Genomic DNA, 16,240 nt, shown 5'->3' with positions numbered 1-16,240 from the left:
TCCCTTCGGGTGAACAGTCCATTGCTCTCCCGGAAACGGGATTTTCCTGGTGAGCATGTGCCCCTTGTTGAAGGCGATCCATCGTATTGTTTGAACTACTTTTCTCCAACCTGCAGAATGGCGAGAAACGCTTCCTGCGGAATTTCGACATTCCCGACTTGCTTCATGCGCTTTTTACCGGCTTTCTGTTTTTCCAGAAGCTTGCGTTTACGCGTGATATCGCCGCCATAGCATTTGGCCAGCACATTCTTGCGCAAAGCCTTGATACTTTCCCTGGCGATAATGTGCGAGCCTATGGCAGCTTGAACAGCGATATCGAACATCTGCCGGGGAATCAATTCACGCATTTTCTGCGCGAGTTCCCGTCCGCGGTACTGGCTGCTCGCACGGTGCACAATCAGCGACAGGGCGTCCACACGCTCGCCATTGATGAGGATATCCAGCTTGACGAGATCGGAAGCCCTGAACTCCTTGAATTCATAATCCAGTGAAGCGTAACCGCGGCTGGTCGATTTTAACCTGTCGAAGAAATCCATGACGACTTCATTGAGCGGGATTTCATAGGTCAGCATGACCTGCCTGCCCATATATTGCATATTCTTCTGGATTCCCCGCTTGCTGATGCAAAGCGTAATGACCGATCCGACATATTCCTGCGGGACGAGGATGGTTGCCGTGATGATCGGCTCACGAATCTGCTCTATTTTTGAGAGATCAGGCAATCTGGATGGGTTTTCAATTTCAATGACTGATCCATCGCGCAGCACGACCTGATACACCACCGTGGGCGCAGTGGTGATCAGGTTCATGTCGTATTCCCGCTCCAGTCTTTCCTGTACGATGTCGAGATGAAGGAGCCCGAGAAAGCCGCAGCGAAAACCGAATCCCAGCGCCTGCGACGTTTCCGGCTCGTATTGCAATGAAGAATCATTGAGTTTCAACTTCTCCAGCGCATCGCGCAGGGCGTCGTACTGGTTGGATTCCACGGGGTAGAGTCCGGCGAACACCTGCGGTTTGATCTCCTTGAAGCCGAGCAGCGGTTGGGGGGCGGGGCGGTCAACGAGTGTTACCGTATCGCCGACTTTGGCAGACTTCAACTCCTTGATTCCGGAAATAATGAAGCCCACTTCCCCGGCGCTGAGAGATTCCCGGTTTCTGGATTTGGGCGTAAATACGCCTACCTGTTCACACAAGTGGGTGGTTTTACTGGCCATCAGCAATATTCTGTCCTTAGGCTTCAATACCCCATCCATTACCCGCACCAGCATTACCACGCCTACATAGTTGTCGAACCAGGAATCGATGATAAGGGCTTTCAGGGGTGCTTCCGGATTCCCTTTCGGCGGGGGAATGCGCGAAATGACCGCTTCCAGGATATCCTCCACGCCGACACCGGTTTTTGCGCTTGCCCGCACGGCATCCTGTGCTTCTATGCCAATGATATCTTCAATTTCCTTGATGACGCGTTCCGGTTCGGCAGCGGGCAGATCGATCTTGTTCAGTACCGGTATGACTTCCACACCCTGTTCGATTGCGGTGTAGCAATTTGCAACAGTTTGGGCTTCCACGCCCTGGGAAGCATCAACTACCAGAAGGGCTCCCTCGCAGGCTGCGAGCGAGCGCGATACTTCATAGGAGAAGTCGACGTGGCCGGGCGTATCGATCAGATTCAGCAGATAGCTGCTGCCGTCACGGGATTTGTATTCCAGAGCCGCCGTCTGCGCCTTGATGGTGATTCCGCGCTCGCGCTCCAGTTCCATCGAGTCCAGCACCTGTTCTTCCATTTCCCGGTCGGATAACCCCCCGCATAAATGGATGATGCGGTCTGCGAGCGTGGACTTGCCGTGATCGATATGGGCGATGATGGAAAAGTTGCGGATGTGCTGCATCAGGAATCGGGATAGCAAGGGAAGAGGATGATAACAGGACGATGCCGGAATTCACCGGCAATCAAAAAAGGGCACATGGTGTGCCCTCTCATGGCGTGGCCCTCTGGTCGCACGTATATCCGGTCCCTGCAAATTCTTGTTCAAGACGGACATTTTAGCGAATTTTGAGGAAATAAGCACCTGCTCACTTGGCGTATCGCCTCCTTCCCCGATGAAGGGGAAGGAGGCGCTCACCGCTTTCACAAAAGAACAGACGTGCTATTTTTAGATTCGCTGAAATATCCGGTCAAACGCATTCAGGTCGAGGTGATAGTGGCAAATTTCACTGTCCCCGGCCATCAACACGGGAACGCGTTGCCCATAGCGCGATTGCAGATCGCTGTCGCTATCCACATCCACGACTTCGAGCTGAAAAGGATGGCTTGCCTTCAATTCCTGCAGGGCCGCGAGCATGTCCTGGCAGAGGTGGCAGTGTTCCCGGCCATAGACTGTCAGCAAGACAGGGAGATCAGGATCGGGGACAGTCATTTATCTGTGTTCACCATTCATCTTCATGGTAATGAAGGTGGCTGTATCACCGCGTTTGACCAGCAGGGCGATATTGCGTCCTTTCTCGACCTTGTTGAGCAACTGGTTGAATTGATCAACCGTTTTGACATCCTGATTATTGATGCTCAGAATGACATCACCGGGTCTGACCCCCGCGCGACTCGCGATACCAGGCACCATGTCCTCGACCAGAAGCCCGCTTTCAGTTTCCAGTTCCTTCTTCTGATCGGGAGTCAACTCGATCAGGCTCAAGCCGATGCGATTCGCTGTATCCGGCGTCTTGCCCCGCTTTCCAGAACGCGCTGCCGGTTTTTCATCCTCCGGAAGCTCATCCACTGTAATCGTGAACTCCTTGGTCGACCCATTTCGCCACACCTGCATCTGCACTTTCGTGCCTGGCTTGGTCGAGCCTACTATGCGTGGCAGATCGCCCGAGGAATTCACGGTCTTGCCGTCGAACTTGAGAATGACATCCCGTGCTTGAATGCCTGCCTTGTCTGCCGGGCCGCCTTTCTGGACAGAAGCTACCAGCGCGCCGGCTGGCTTGGGTAAACCGAACGATTCCGCCAGTTCCTTTGTGATTTCCTGAATCAGCACGCCGATTCTGCCTCGGCTTACCTTGCCGCTCGCAATCAACTGATTCGATATATCCCGGGCAACATCGATGGGAATGGCGAATGACAAACCCATGAATCCACCCGTGCGACTGTAGATCTGGGAATTGACACCGACCACCTCACCGTTCATATTGAATAGCGGTCCGCCGGAATTCCCGGGGTTGATCGCGACATCCGTCTGGATGAAGGGCACGAAATTCTCCTGTGCCAGAGAGCGTCCTTTGGCGCTGACAATTCCGGCAGTGACGCTGTTTTCAAAGCCGAACGGTGATCCGATCGCTACCACCCATTCTCCTACCTTCATGTTATTGGGATCCCCCTGGGTGACTTTCGGCAGTCCGGTAGCATCGATCTTGAGGAGAGCAATATCCGTCTTGCGATCCGCGCCGATGAGCTTTGCCCGGAACTCCCGTTTGTCCGTAAGCTTCACATTGATTTCATCGGCTCCATCCACCAGATGGGTATTTGTCAGAATATAGCCATCCGAACTGATAATAAAGCCGGAGCCTACCGATCTGGATTCGAAATCTCGTGGCATTCCTCCATGCGGCTGCATGTGTCTCCGGAAAAACTCGAAAAACGGATCATCCTCGGGTATGTTCGGTATTCCCGGAAAAGCCCGTTCCGTGGTTGAGTTGCCTGACTGAACGGTGCTGATGTTTACGACCGAGGGTCCTTCTCTTTCCACCAACCCGGTAAAATCCGGCAATTCACGCGCCGGCGCCTGGGCAAACACGCTCGTGGATAATCCAAGCAGCACCACCAGTAAAAATTTAGCAATCATACTTTTTCTTCCATGGAGTAAAAACGGGTGAATCCTTCATCCATCTGCCCAAAATAAGGGAATAGTAGTACCTGGTACCAGGACTGCATTCAATCCGAGCCGACCCGACGGTCTTTAGGGCCACCTAGCGACTGGTAACAGAATTACCGATTTGCATTACAGTGGCCGGCGGTACTTCGCCTATGGCAGTTACCCTGTTGTCACCGAGAGTACGTGTATAGATGTTGATCGCGCCGCGGCTGTGATAGAGGCCCTCGACAGGAGAGGAAGCCTCTCCCGAACTGGGCTCGATAAATACCGAGACAGCAGCAAGACCATCCGACAGAGCAATATGCGCAACAGGACGGGATTTGCCGGAGAGATTACGTTTCATTTCCACAATCTTTTTGAATCCTGGAGGCGGATCTTTGACTTGCCAGCCAAGTTTTCCGCTTCCCTGTGTCGAGGAGACAAGATTTGTCTTGCGCCATTCGGCAGCTTGGCCCGAATATTGGGATTTCAACAGGCTTTTGTCTATTTCACCGCCAATTTTCAGGTCGGTGAATACAAATTGTTCCACCACCCGCCCTTTATCCATTACGGCGGCTTTCAGCAACAGGCCGGTATTGGGATCCATCCATAATTTCTGACCATAACGCTTGTCATCCCTGGGCTCCAACTCGATGATCTGGCTGGCATAGTCGCTGACCCGCTCCTGCTTGCCTTTCTTGACGACATAGTTGTGGTCAAGATTGATCAGCGGTTGAGGCAGCAGCGCGGGAAAAACTTTTCGCAGCCATCGTTTTTCCGTCACCACGGTCTTGTTTTCCGGAAGATAACATCTCATTTCGTCGTTGTTGCGGATAATCTCACGGGGAGGACCATCCAGCACCATGCTTTTTTCCTGCTCCCCTTCCTCATTCACCAGATGGATGATGCGAGATGTCTCTATCTGACCCTCGGATGAATAGACGAATGTCCCGACATAGTTGTAATGGCGGGGGGCGGCGGCAATCTTTTGCAGCCAGTTAAGCGCCTCGGGGGATGAGGGGGATGAACTGGAGGGATTCTGCGCAAATGCGGATTGAACGATAACTGTCAGCAGCAGGGAAGACAGTGAAACCTGTGTCATCTGGGAACGTTATCGCGCGCTTTCCGCAGCTGTACGCATGAAGGGGATTGCTCCGTGCATGGTGGTGCTAGGCGAGAATTGCTGATGCGCCAGGAGATAGTCGTTGATTTGCGCAGATTCGGACGCGGCGATGGAAGCTTTGGCGGGAATTGCCGGATAAGTGGCAACGGGTGCGAGAGTGGTGGCTGCAGAAGTCGAGGGCGACGTCCTGTTATCGGCCAGATTCTGCCTCAGAAGATCCGGCTCTTGCGTCGTTTGCAGAATTATCCATCCACCCACCATCGCTGCTGCGATGGAGGCTGCAGCAGCGTAGGCTCTTGGCCTGCGCTTCGGTGCCGGATAAGGCAATGTTGTGCTTGACACTGCGAATACCGCAGGTTCCGCTACCAGTCTTGCGTTAACTCGTCGCGTAATGTCTAATGGTTTGACCTCCGACTGACCCAATGCATCGCTGATCAGGTGGTAGGCAATCCAGTATTCCCGTAATTCCTCCGCGTTCTTGAATTGCTCGATCATTGCCGAGGCATCGCCCGCGTCCAGTTCACCATCCATCAATGCCGATATTTTTTCTTGCATATTACCACCTCTTATCTTTACCAGTCCCCAGCAAGGGGCGCAGTTTTTCCGCTATTGCTTCCCGTGCACGAAATATTCGCGAACGGACCGTGCCGATAGGACAATTCATGATCGCTGCGATTTCCTCGTAGCTCAGTCCCTCAATTTCTCTCAACGTAATTGCCGTTCGCAGTTCTTCAGGCAATTCTTCCAGCGTTTGGTTCACCGTTTGAGCGATCTGCTTGCTTGTCAGTTCGCTCTCGGGCGTGTTCATTTCGCGAAGCTGGCTCGCTTCTTCAAAACCTTCGGCCTCTTCGCTGTCGAATCCTGTAGTAGTGGTAGGCGCCCGCCGTCCTTGAGCAACCAGAAAATTCTTGGCAGTATTGATGCCTATCCTGTACAACCAGGTATAAAATGCACTGTCTCCACGGAACGACGGTAGCGCACGGTAAGCCTTGATGAAGGCCTCCTGAGTCACATCCTCTACTTCCGACGGATCCCTGATGAATTGCGAAAGGAGACGCGCAAGCTTGCGCTGGTACTTGATCACCAGAAGATCGAAGGCCTGCTTGTCCCCGTGTTGCGCACGTTCCACCAGTTGCTGATCGATTTCCCGGTCACCCATGCCACCTAATTCCTGAATTGACGAATCTCTTACTTGTAACTGCTTCGTTATAAGGCAGCTCAGCCAAGTATACCCGTTCAGGAGCCCATCGGGAATTACGCACCGGTCTATCGTCCGCGGTCTGAGTGAACAGACACGCGTAGTATAAATTAGTTCAGTTGAAAACGTGGTTATTCCAACAGATGGAGTACATGACGGATTCAGGAACTGTTAGCACTTGTTTTATGCTCGACGAAGCCGATTTTATTCGGCGCGAGCATACGCCGCCGCCTCATAGAGCAAGGCAGCCTCGCAAAGTGCGACCCAGGTTCACCATGCCCTTTGCGTGCGCCTTCAGGTTTTTCCGCGCGGCAATGGGACTGGCGAAACAAGTGCTAGCAGACCAAGTGCTAACAGATTTCGTATATTTTTATGCTGCCATCTTGCGGCAGTGCTCCGCGCACTGGCGGCAAGTTTGCACACACTCTTCCATTCCATCCAGCTGTTCGCAGCTTTTAGCACAAGCGTCGCAAATTTCGGCACAGACGCCACAAACCTTGGGACTGAATCGGGAGCCGCTGAGCATGAAATTCAGCGACGTCTGGCAGATTTCCGCACAATTCATCATCAAGCGGAGGTGATCGGCCTCGACATGTTTGCCGCCTGCTTCGAGGCAATGGTTCATGGCCATTCGCAAGCAGGTGCGATAACAATGGTTACATGCATCGATACAGGCTTGCAGATTCTGATCGGTTTCCGTGTATAAAAACATGGTCATCTCCTTTTCCATTTTTGGGAAATTCTTCGGGATCGAGGAGTTTTCTCAAACCCGCTAGTCCATAATGTGCGCCCGCCCTGGCTCACATTCTGTACGCTAGCAGACAAAAAATTCAGAGCCGGGAAAGAGGGGGAATGGGGGAGCAGGAATAGGGGTGGATTGTTGCTATCATTGTTCGGCTTACGCGTCTTCCATTCAGATTGAGGCAAATGGCAAATCATCACAGTCGCGGCCCCGGTTTTTCCAACATGCCATCTCATACCAGGCACCCTGGATACCATAACCATTCTCCCGCACCCGATCACGGACGTGCGTTCGTTATTGCTATCGCCTTAAATGCCGGCTTTGTCGTGGTTGAATTCGCTTACGGCTTTGCCGCCAACTCGACGGCACTCATGGCGGATGCTGGGCATAATTTGTCGGATGTGCTCGGGCTTGCGTTAGCCTGGGGAGCGGCGATTTTGAGCCGCAAGGCTCCGAGCGAACGTTATACCTATGGTTTGCGCAGCACTTCGATACTCGCCGCGCTGGCAAATGCTGTTCTGCTTCTGGTGGCGTGCGGGGCAATCGCCTGGGAAGCTTTTCAGCGGTTTTCACAACCGCCGCTGGTAGCGGGCCTCACCGTTGCTTCCGTCGCAGCCGCTGGTCTTCTGATCAACGGTCTGTCTGCCTGGTTGTTTTTGAAGGGGAGCAAAGAGGACCTGAATATTCATGGCGCTTTCCTGCACATGGCGACAGATGCCGCTGTTTCGGCAGGCGTGCTCGTATCGGGGGTGGCGATCCTTTTTACGCAATGGTATTGGCTCGACCCGGTGATCAGCCTGATGGTCGTTACCGTCATTATGTTCAATACATGGGGTCTTCTGCGCGACTCGGTTCAGCTTGCGCTCAGCGCCGTGCCCCCGCATATCGATATTGCCGCGATCGAATCTTTTCTGCGTAACCAGCCGGGTGTGACGGACGTACATGACCTGCATATATGGGGTTTGAGTACGACCGAGAGCGCCCTCACTGTCCACCTCGTCATGCCGGACGGCTACCCGGGGGATGCATTCATGGACAATATCAGGAACAACCTTGAATCGCACTATGCGATCCACCACAGTACCCTGGAGATCGAACAGGGAACCATCAGTCATTATTGCCCGGTGTCGACGGAGTCCGATTGATCTTCGTTGATTGGAGTTGGAATCGCGAGTGCCCACGGAAAGAATGAAGTGAGGCGAAAGATCAACCTCTGACCTATCGACTTTGCTGGCGTAAAAGCATCCGCCAGGTCTGTTATCATTCCCTGCTCATAAGAACAAAATAACGACGACCAGTGCCACAGCTTACTTTCGATACTCTGATAATTGGCAGCGGCCTGGCCGGGCTCACTCTTGCGCTCAATCTGGCGCAAAACAGGAAAGTGGGCCTCATCACCAAGCGTGCCTTGCTCGATGGGGCAAGCGGGTGGGCGCAGGGAGGAATCGCCGCAACACTATCGGAAGAAGACTCACCCGAAGCTCACATCCACGATACGCTTGTCGCAGGTGCGGGTCTTTGCAATGAAGAAGTGACGCGATATGTGGTGGAAAATGGTCCTCAAGCCGTCCAATGGCTGATTGAGCAGGGAGTGCCTTTCACGCGCGACGGCGGTAATGGAACCGGTTATCACCTGACGCGTGAGGGCGGTCATAGCGTTCGCCGCGTCATTCACGCGGCGGATGCGACCGGCAAGGCAGTGCAATTGACATTGATCGAAAGAGCGCATGCCCACCCCAATATCACCGTGCTCGAGTATCACGTTGCAATCGACCTCATAACAAGCGCCAAACTGGCCGGCCGTATCGAACCTCCCTGCAAGAAGGGCAATCGCTGCCTGGGCGCTTATGTGCTGGACAGCAGGGAAGGGAGGGTGCGCACCATAGCGGCGAATAACACCGTGCTGGCGACAGGTGGAGCGGGCAAGGTCTATCTTTACACTACCAATCCGGATACTGCGACCGGCGATGGCATCGCCATGGGCTGGCGCGCGGGTTGCCGCATAGCGAATATGGAGTTTATCCAGTTTCATCCAACCTGCCTTTATCATCCTCACGCCAAATCGTTCCTCATCAGCGAAGCGGTGCGAGGCGAGGGCGGCCTGCTGAAACTGCCGGACGGGACGCGTTTCATGCCCGCGCATGATGAACGTGCGGAACTTGCGCCGCGTGACATCGTTGCGCGTGCAATTGACTTTGAAATGAAGAAGCGCGGGCTCGACTGTGTGTACCTGGATATCTCGCACAAGCCGGCAAACTTCCTGAAGGAGCATTTTCCGACCATTTACCAGCGCTGCCTGGAATTCGGAATTGATATCACCAAAGAACCGATACCTGTGGTGCCTGCGGCTCACTATACATGTGGCGGTGTCGTCACCGATTGGAACGGCAAGACCGACCTGGACAATCTTTATGCGATTGGCGAAACCGCCCACACGGGTCTGCATGGAGCCAACCGCCTGGCAAGCAATTCACTGCTCGAGTGCCTGGTATTCGGGCAGGCCGCGGCACGGGATATCATGCAGCAGACCCCTGAACCTCTCACCGCATTGCCGCAATGGGATGAAAGCCGCGTGACCAATGCCGATGAGGAAATCGTCATTTCCCATAACTGGGATGAACTGCGGCGCTTCATGTGGAGCTACGTTGGCATCGTCCGCACCACTAAACGTTTACAGCGCGCGCAGCACCGCATCAATCTTTTGCGTGAAGAGATCAACGAATACTACGCGAATTTCCACGTCACCAACGATCTGCTGGAATTGCGCAACCTGGTGGATACCGCCGGTTTGATCGTACAAAGTGCGATGCTGCGGCATGAAAGCCGGGGACTACACTACAGCAAGGATTACCCGGACTTACTGCCGGAGGCAAGGGATACGGTGTTGAAGCGGGGACAGTAAAGAGGGCTCTGCTGTAAGAATGATAGTGGGTTTCGTCAATTTCTTGTGCACACTTCTTTCGTATCAATCGAAAACTCGCATGGCTGCGGCTTGCCCATCCAGCGGTGACGATCCATGCGCCCGGAGCATCCTGCGTCTTCGAGAAGGGCGCGTTGCGCGGAGGCATCGCAAACCAGCACGACGGAGTGCTTGTCCTGGCGCAGCACTCTCACCTTGTAGCCTTTAAAGTTTCGCAGCAATGCCGGCTCATGTTGCGTCGCCCGCATGAGCAAATCCTTTTCATCGAGCCCGGGCGGGGGATTCTTGTAGCGGACGGTGGATTCTACTGCGCTGGCGAGCTTGGTCAGTGCAGAAGCCTTGATAAACATCTCTTCGCTGTAAGGAAGTTTTGGGGTGGGGGCGCAACCTGCAACGAGCGATAGTACAAGCATGATAGTTATGCTGACACGGATACCGGCGGGACGTATGCTCACGAGACACCCTTTTTCCAATAGATGTGGTTGCCCTGATCATCTTTTCCTGTATCCAGATTGCAATTCACCAGGGCCGTCGCGTAGCTATTATCATTTTGGAAGACGGCCTTGGCAATGAGGGACCCGGTGGCAAGAACATTCTCCAGGGCACGATCAAATATCGCATCATAGCTCATCGCTTCAAGCGGGGTCGCAAGGCTTTCCAGATATTGGGGATCGAGATCGGCAACCGCAGGGTAGGTCAAACCGAGGTTGGCGGCGACATGCCGCGCAAAAGGAGGAAGGGCATGGCCTTCTTCCGCTTTGTCGACAACGAACTTGAATGCGCCGTGCCAGTTGTCGATGAGGGGAGGGTCGGTTTGGCAGGCGCCGGCATAGCAGGTTTCAAGCATACTCTGCCACGTGCGGGTAATGACGGAATCGAGTTTTCCGCTGCCAGGTTTATCGCAGCAGCTCCAGATTCCGGAATCCAGATGTTCCGCCAGGCCTATCTCACCGAGATTCAATCGTTGGAAAATATAGGCATCCTGATGCATCTCGCATATCCGGTGCTTATCCTTGTTCTTCTGGTATTCACCCACCTTGAGTTCGATGACGGGATGAATGGTCGTATCAGTAACGACATGGCTGGTGTATCCCAGCAGCCATGAAAATGCTTTTTGCCGGGATGCTCCATCGAGTCTTCTGATCCATTCGACCCCTGCCTTGATCATGTCGCCGGTTCTCTGATAGTGCATTCGATCCGCCCACTGGCCAGCACTGGAGTGAGCAATGTCCAGATAGGGATAATCAGGGCTCACGGCGCCAAGCTCACAGAAACGGAAGTAATCCAATATCGAGACAATTGCTTCCGGAGGAAACCCCTGCTTTTCAAGCCGGTCCGGTTCCTTGACCAGGTTCACCATGGTGAGGTGTGCATAAGCGCCAGGCATGGATAGTCGCAAAGAGTGATTGATCGAGAATGCAATGGAGAACAATGTTATTGTATATCCTGCCTCGTTTTCGGGAAGTATTCAGACAGCAGGCGGAATATCTCCTTCCCACAGTGGTCATACGGCCCACCAAAGATCGAATCTGGTCACACCGGATTTGGCATGATTCGCTATAGATTCCTACAATGGTTTAAATGCTCAGCTATTTCGAGAAACTGATTTACCCCTATCCCGATCCCACCGACAGGATTCCCCCAAAAGGTTTTTTTACCTTTATCTGGGAGGCAACCGAGGGTGTAAGACGATACCTGGTGGCAATGACGCTGCTTACCGCATCAATCGGTGCGTTTGAAGCCTTGTTGTTCGCGATGCTGGGAAAAGTCGTCGACTGGCTCAACCAGATCCCGCCCTCTCTTCTATGGGAACAGGAGCGGAACACGCTTCTTCTGTTTGCTGGACTGCTGGTTGCAAGCCCCCTGTTGGTCGGTATACAAAACCTCGTCAAGCATCAGGTGTTGGGGGGGAATTTTCCGATGCGTCTGCGCTGGAATTTCCATCGCCTGATGCTGAACCAGAGCATGCACTTCTATCAGGATGAATTTGCGGGGCGGGTGGCGGCCAAGGTGATGCAAACCGCTCTCGCGCTGCGCGATGTCTGCTTTATTCTCGGCGATATACTGGTCTATGTAACGATTTACTTTTTTACTCTGGTGGCCGTCGTCGGGACGTTTGATCTCTGGATATTGGTACCTTTCGCAGGCTGGTTTGCTCTCTATCTTTGCGCACTGCGCTATTTCGTGCCCAAGCTCAGCCGTGTATCCCAATCTCAGGCGGATGCGCGCGCCTTGATGACGGGGCGCATCAGTGATGCTTATACCAATATCGCCACCGTAAAACTCTTCTCTCACGCTGGCAGGGAGGCCGGTTATGCCAAACTGGCGATGCAGGAGTTTCTGGGGACAGTACATAGCCAGATGAGGTTGATCACCTGGTTTGAAACCGTGAACCAGGTGATGGGGGCATGTCTCATCATCAGCGCAGTTGCGGTTGCCTTGCTGTTGTGGGTGGATGGGCAGATCGGCGTGGGCGCGGTGGCGGCCGTCGGTGCCATGTCATTGCGGCTTAACGGGATGTCGCATTGGGTCATGTGGGAAATGACTTCATTGTTCGAACAGGTGGGTACCGTACGCGATGGAATCACAACTTTGTCACGTCCCCATATGGTGACCGATCATCCCGATGCAAAACGTCTTCAGATAAAAACTGCCGAGATACGGTTTGAGAATGTGGTTTTCGGTTACGGGAGTGACGTCCCCGTAATAGACCATCTTTCGCTGCATATCAGGCCGGGCGAAAAAATCGGTCTGGTCGGACGCTCGGGCGCGGGTAAATCCACTCTCGTCAACTTGCTGCTTCGCTTTTATGATGTGGAGGAGGGGCGGATACTGATCGACGGGCAGGACATCCGGTATGTTACTCAGGACAGTTTGCGCGCCAATATCGGCATGGTTACGCAGGATACATCCCTCATGCATCGTTCGGTAAGGGACAACATCGCTTATGGTCGACCTGATGCCACCGATGCGGAAACGGTGGCCGCCGCGAAAAAGGCGGAGGCCCACGATTTTATTATGGACCTGACAGATCCTGCGGGACGCTCTGGCTATGATGCGCATGTGGGGGAGCGCGGGATAAAGCTTTCGGGCGGGCAGCGCCAGCGGATCGCCATAGCGAGAGTAATGCTAAAAAACGCACCGATTCTTCTGCTTGACGAAGCGACCAGCGCGCTGGACTCTGAAGTGGAGTCAGTCATCCAGTCCAGCCTCTACCGCCTGATGGAGGGCAAGACGGTGATCGCCATAGCGCATCGCCTATCGACCATTGCTGCCATGGATCGGTTGATCGTGATCGACAAGGGGCGGATCGTGGAGGAAGGAACACATCAAAGCCTGATCGGGATGAACGGCCTCTATGCCGGGCTTTGGGAGCATCAGAGTGGCGGTTTTCTGGGGGAAGACGCATAGAACTATAAGCTTGAGAAAGCCTATATCTCCTGCGGTTCAAACGGTTTTCCGATCGGTTCGGCAATCAGTCGCCCAGTTCCACTCCCGCTCGCGGCCTCACGCCCGCGCGGATAGCGGCTTCCGTCAGGGAAGGAAGGCAAAGCTCGATGAACCGGTAGGCGTATCCCCGCAGGTAATGACCGCGGCGGATCGAGATGTGGGTGATGTTTTGCCCGAACAGGTGGGAACTGTCCAGCAGCGTCAGCCGGGTGTCCCGCACGGGATTGAAGGCCATCGACGCAACGAGACCCACCCCCAGCCCCAGTTCCACGTACGTTTTGATGACGTCCGCATCGAGTGCGGACATGGCGATGTCGAGCACCAATCCTGCCCCGGCGAACGTCTGATCAATTCCCGCCCGGCCGGTAAAGCCTTCGTGATAAGTGATGATCGGGAACTCTGCAATGCCTTCAAGCGTGAGCGGCTGTATTGCTTCCAGCGGGTGTCCGGGCGGCACAATGACAGCGTGGTGCCACGAGTAATAAGGAAAAGAGGCCAGTTCTGCGACACTCTCCAATGCTTCGGTGGCAATGCCGATATCGGCCACCCCGTCCAGCAGCATCGATACGATTTCGCCGGGGCTGGCCTGGTGCAGGACGAGATGCACCTGGGGAAAGGTTTTCTTGAATTGCGTGACCACCGTAGGGAGTGCGTACTGCGCCTGCGTGTGGGTAGTGGCGATGGTCAGCCGTCCTTTATCCCGCTTGCTGAACTGTTCAGCCAGACGCTTGACATTCTTTGCATCCAGAAGGATGCGCTCGACAATCTCTATCAACTCCTTGCCCGGATTGGTCAGGCCGAGCAGCCGTTTGCCTTTGCGCACGAATAATTCGACGCCCAATTCATCTTCAAGATCCTTGATGTGTTTGCTGACGCCGGACTGGGAAGTGAACAGGGCATTGGCCGCTTCGGTCAGGTTATAGTTCTGGCGGACTGTCTCATGGATGATGCGCAATTGTTGAAAGTTCATATTTATAAGCCTGCAGCCTGTTATTGTCGTGATCGGTTTCGAGCAATGATGGATGTGGAATGCTCATTCAAAAATCAGTATGGCTTTCCGGGGGTGTGATAAAGAAAAGGCGCGAGCCGATGGCCAGCGCCTTGAAAATCACAACAACAATGGAGAATAACCACACCTGAAAGTTATCAGTTCTGTTTTCTCCAGTGAACCAATATTAATTCATTTGTTTATACGTTTTATGCATAACCCGGGAAGGGGTAATTGATGTGAATCATTACAAAAACAGCCGACTATTCAAGCCGCCTCAATTCGCCTCTCCGGCTTCTCCATTTCCATCGCAACAGCACCCGTAGCTGCCTGAATTCTTCCGAGTTTATTCCATCGGGAAGGATTACGACACTGCGCGAAAAATACCGGCTCCACTGTCGTGGAGATGCGTCTGTCTTATCGATTTTCAGGGGTCTCAAGTCGAGCACCGTCAGATAGGGTGCGACGAAACTGCTGCCAAGCAAGGCACAGGCGATCTGCCCTCCATCCCGCATATTCAGGGTAAACACCATTTCATCGGTTACTTCGAGGCCGGAAACGGAATCCGGCGAGCACAACAATGCATAGCGCTTCAGGTAGAAAACAAGGCTGATGACGAGCAAAGCGGAGCCCGTCAATTTGGCTGAAAGGGGCAACGTCAGGGGCCACAACAATACAATAGCCACAAAGTGCGCGAAGCTGAGGACTATTCCTAATCTACGCGAGGGTTTCAGATGGACGACGAGGGAAGGCACGGAGCGTTGCACAACGGGTTGCATGTTCTAAAATATTGATGAGCTGTTATCTCAATGCGGGCAATTTGCCGCCCAGCTCGAGTGTATGCTTTATAATTAACTCTTTTGGGGCTTCTTTGACCAATACCTGCCTTAACATGAATCCTGTCTGGCACTCCTACCTGCAACACCGCGGTGCGATTTTCCGGGAAGACTGCATTGTCAGCTACGGCAATGCTGCTGCCGAACTTGAGAGTACCCGATCTGCCAACGTACTGAGTGATCTTTCTCATTTTGGCCTGATTCACTTTTGGGGAGAGGATGCGGAAACTTTCCTGCAAGGACAATTGAGTTGCGATATAAGGCGCGCCACTACCTCAACAGCCTCCTACGGGAGCTATTGCAATCCCAAAGGCAGAATTCTCGCGACTTTTCTGATTTGGCGGACGACTGGTGACGGGTATCTCATGCAGCTGCCTGCAATCTTGCTCGCGGGGATCCAGAAGCGCCTCGCCATGTATGTGCTGCGGGCCAAGGTCAAATTGGCGGACAGCAGTGGAGCCTGGGTCCACATAGGGGTCGCGGGCCCTCATGCTGCGGCCCTGTTAAGGAAGATCCTGGGGGAAATTCCTGTCGTGCCTCTCGGAGTGAGGCATGGCGAAAGAGGAAGCATCATCCGTCTTGCGGAGGATCGCTTTCAACTCCTCATTCTTCCCGAGCAGGCGCCCACTATATGGGAAGATTTGAGCAGGAATGCGACCCAGGTAGGGAAGCCCTGTTGGGACTGGCTGGAAATCCGGGCAGGTATTCCCCACATCCTGCCCGCAACCCAGGAACAATTCGTGCCCCAGATGGTGAATCTGGATACTCTCGGGGGGATAAGCTTTCAGAAAGGTTGTTATCCCGGCCAGGAAATCGTTGCCCGCACGCAGTATCTCGGCAAAATAAAGCGGCGCATGTATCTTGCAAATGTTCGTCCAGCAGCGGGTGATCTGCCAATCGAAGCGGGGGATGAGTTATTCAGCGCCGACTTGGGGGAACAATCTGCGGGTATGGTAGTCAACCCAGCATCGTCCTCCGACGGAGGAACTGATCTATTGGCTGTCATTCAGACCAGCAGTGTCGAGGCAGGTGAAATTCACTGGAAATCGCTGGAGGGTCCCGCACTGGGAATTATGCCGCTACCTTATTCCGCGAATCAGTAAAGAGTAAAAAAGTATGTGTCCGATTTTGTCAT

Annotated in this window: 15 protein-coding genes; 4 read left to right on the top strand and 11 right to left on the bottom strand. The window is 53.7% G+C overall.

Annotated features, from left to right (window positions below; all coding sequences use genetic code 11):
* Positions 1-95: 95 nt before the first annotated feature.
* The 7 genes from lepA to NMUL_RS15410 all read right to left on the bottom strand — a co-directional run bounded on the left by lepA (position 96) and on the right by NMUL_RS15410 (position 6,881).
* Positions 96-1,892 carry a translation elongation factor 4 gene (gene lepA, locus NMUL_RS09180; protein WP_175463258.1) on the bottom strand — a complete coding sequence of 599 codons (1,797 nt, stop codon included), beginning with the start codon at positions 1,890-1,892 and terminating at the stop codon, positions 96-98.
* A 261-nt stretch (positions 1,893-2,153) separates the two neighbouring features.
* Complete coding sequence (locus NMUL_RS09175) at positions 2,154-2,417, bottom strand: glutaredoxin family protein (protein ID WP_011381067.1); 264 nt, start codon at positions 2,415-2,417, stop codon at positions 2,154-2,156.
* The gene (locus NMUL_RS09170) at positions 2,418-3,839 is read right to left on the bottom strand and encodes a DegQ family serine endoprotease (RefSeq protein WP_011381066.1); all 1,422 of its coding nucleotides are present in this window, start codon (positions 3,837-3,839) and stop codon (positions 2,418-2,420) included.
* Positions 3,840-3,963: 124 nt separating this feature from the next.
* Positions 3,964-4,950, bottom strand: a complete 987-nt coding sequence (locus tag NMUL_RS09165; RefSeq protein ID WP_011381065.1) for a MucB/RseB C-terminal domain-containing protein — start codon at positions 4,948-4,950, stop codon at positions 3,964-3,966.
* Positions 4,951-4,959: 9 nt separating this feature from the next.
* Positions 4,960-5,526, bottom strand: a complete 567-nt coding sequence (locus NMUL_RS14965) for a sigma-E factor negative regulatory protein (protein ID WP_011381064.1) — start codon at positions 5,524-5,526, stop codon at positions 4,960-4,962.
* A 1-nt stretch (position 5,527) separates the two neighbouring features.
* The gene (rpoE, locus tag NMUL_RS09155; protein WP_011381063.1) at positions 5,528-6,130 is read right to left on the bottom strand and encodes an RNA polymerase sigma factor RpoE; all 603 of its coding nucleotides are present in this window, start codon (positions 6,128-6,130) and stop codon (positions 5,528-5,530) included.
* Positions 6,131-6,539: 409 nt separating this feature from the next.
* Entirely contained in the window at positions 6,540-6,881 is a 342-nt protein-coding gene (locus NMUL_RS15410; protein ID WP_011381062.1) for a four-helix bundle copper-binding protein, read from the bottom strand.
* 215 nt (positions 6,882-7,096) lie between these two features.
* On the opposite strand from NMUL_RS15410, the gene NMUL_RS09145 reads away from it, so the two are divergent.
* Complete coding sequence (locus NMUL_RS09145) at positions 7,097-8,056, top strand: cation diffusion facilitator family transporter (RefSeq protein WP_011381061.1); 960 nt, start codon at positions 7,097-7,099, stop codon at positions 8,054-8,056.
* Between the two features lie 152 nt (positions 8,057-8,208).
* The gene (gene nadB / locus NMUL_RS09140) at positions 8,209-9,813 is read left to right on the top strand and encodes an L-aspartate oxidase (protein WP_011381060.1); all 1,605 of its coding nucleotides are present in this window, start codon (positions 8,209-8,211) and stop codon (positions 9,811-9,813) included.
* Positions 9,814-9,848: 35 nt separating this feature from the next.
* Here nadB and NMUL_RS09135 read toward each other — a convergent pair whose 3' ends face one another.
* Both NMUL_RS09135 and NMUL_RS09130 read right to left on the bottom strand, forming a co-directional pair.
* Positions 9,849-10,244 carry a hypothetical protein gene (locus NMUL_RS09135; RefSeq protein WP_104009701.1) on the bottom strand — a complete coding sequence of 132 codons (396 nt, stop codon included), beginning with the start codon at positions 10,242-10,244 and terminating at the stop codon, positions 9,849-9,851.
* A gap of 38 nt (positions 10,245-10,282) precedes the next feature.
* A complete protein-coding gene (locus NMUL_RS09130) occupies positions 10,283-11,218 on the bottom strand; it encodes a zinc dependent phospholipase C family protein (RefSeq protein ID WP_011381058.1) in 936 nt (311 codons plus the stop codon).
* Between the two features lie 194 nt (positions 11,219-11,412).
* On the opposite strand from NMUL_RS09130, the gene NMUL_RS09125 reads away from it, so the two are divergent.
* Positions 11,413-13,242: an ABC transporter ATP-binding protein gene (locus NMUL_RS09125; protein ID WP_011381057.1), complete on the top strand. Its 1,830-nt coding sequence runs from the start codon at positions 11,413-11,415 to the stop codon at positions 13,240-13,242.
* A gap of 64 nt (positions 13,243-13,306) precedes the next feature.
* On the opposite strand, the gene NMUL_RS09120 is transcribed toward NMUL_RS09125, so the two are convergent.
* Positions 13,307-14,251, bottom strand: a complete 945-nt coding sequence (locus NMUL_RS09120) for a CysB family HTH-type transcriptional regulator (protein ID WP_011381056.1) — start codon at positions 14,249-14,251, stop codon at positions 13,307-13,309.
* Positions 14,252-14,532: 281 nt separating this feature from the next.
* Entirely contained in the window at positions 14,533-15,048 is a 516-nt protein-coding gene (locus NMUL_RS09115; protein ID WP_011381055.1) for a protein YgfX, read from the bottom strand.
* A 113-nt stretch (positions 15,049-15,161) separates the two neighbouring features.
* Between NMUL_RS09115 and ygfZ the strand changes: the two genes are divergently transcribed.
* Entirely contained in the window at positions 15,162-16,208 is a 1,047-nt protein-coding gene (gene ygfZ / locus NMUL_RS09110) for a CAF17-like 4Fe-4S cluster assembly/insertion protein YgfZ (RefSeq protein ID WP_011381054.1), read from the top strand.
* Positions 16,209-16,240 lie beyond the last annotated feature (32 nt).

The sequence above is a fragment of the Nitrosospira multiformis ATCC 25196 genome, from assembly GCF_000196355.1.
GTDB lineage: Bacteria > Pseudomonadota > Gammaproteobacteria > Burkholderiales > Nitrosomonadaceae > Nitrosospira > Nitrosospira multiformis.
The sequence above is the reverse complement of the archived record's forward strand: the minus strand, read 5'-3'. Positions and strand labels throughout refer to the sequence as shown.

What these genes read in the sequence shown, in the direction of transcription:
- NMUL_RS14965 (WP_011381064.1), bottom strand. Translation starts at nt 5,526, where the DNA reads ATGCAAGAAAAAATATCGGCATTGATGGATGGTGAACTGGACGCGGGC.
- ygfZ (WP_011381054.1), top strand. Translation starts at nt 15,162, where the DNA reads ATGAATCCTGTCTGGCACTCCTACCTGCAACACCGCGGTGCGATTTTC.
- NMUL_RS09130 (WP_011381058.1), bottom strand. Translation starts at nt 11,218, where the DNA reads ATGCCTGGCGCTTATGCACACCTCACCATGGTGAACCTGGTCAAGGAA.
- NMUL_RS09125 (WP_011381057.1), top strand. Translation starts at nt 11,413, where the DNA reads ATGCTCAGCTATTTCGAGAAACTGATTTACCCCTATCCCGATCCCACC.
- NMUL_RS15410 (WP_011381062.1), bottom strand. Translation starts at nt 6,881, where the DNA reads ATGTTTTTATACACGGAAACCGATCAGAATCTGCAAGCCTGTATCGAT.
- NMUL_RS09115 (WP_011381055.1), bottom strand. Translation starts at nt 15,048, where the DNA reads ATGCAACCCGTTGTGCAACGCTCCGTGCCTTCCCTCGTCGTCCATCTG.
- NMUL_RS09135 (WP_104009701.1), bottom strand. Translation starts at nt 10,244, where the DNA reads ATGCTTGTACTATCGCTCGTTGCAGGTTGCGCCCCCACCCCAAAACTT.
- NMUL_RS09145 (WP_011381061.1), top strand. Translation starts at nt 7,097, where the DNA reads ATGGCAAATCATCACAGTCGCGGCCCCGGTTTTTCCAACATGCCATCT.
- NMUL_RS09170 (WP_011381066.1), bottom strand. Translation starts at nt 3,839, where the DNA reads ATGATTGCTAAATTTTTACTGGTGGTGCTGCTTGGATTATCCACGAGC.
- rpoE (WP_011381063.1), bottom strand. Translation starts at nt 6,130, where the DNA reads ATGGGTGACCGGGAAATCGATCAGCAACTGGTGGAACGTGCGCAACAC.
- NMUL_RS09120 (WP_011381056.1), bottom strand. Translation starts at nt 14,251, where the DNA reads ATGAACTTTCAACAATTGCGCATCATCCATGAGACAGTCCGCCAGAAC.
- NMUL_RS09175 (WP_011381067.1), bottom strand. Translation starts at nt 2,417, where the DNA reads ATGACTGTCCCCGATCCTGATCTCCCTGTCTTGCTGACAGTCTATGGC.
- NMUL_RS09165 (WP_011381065.1), bottom strand. Translation starts at nt 4,950, where the DNA reads ATGACACAGGTTTCACTGTCTTCCCTGCTGCTGACAGTTATCGTTCAA.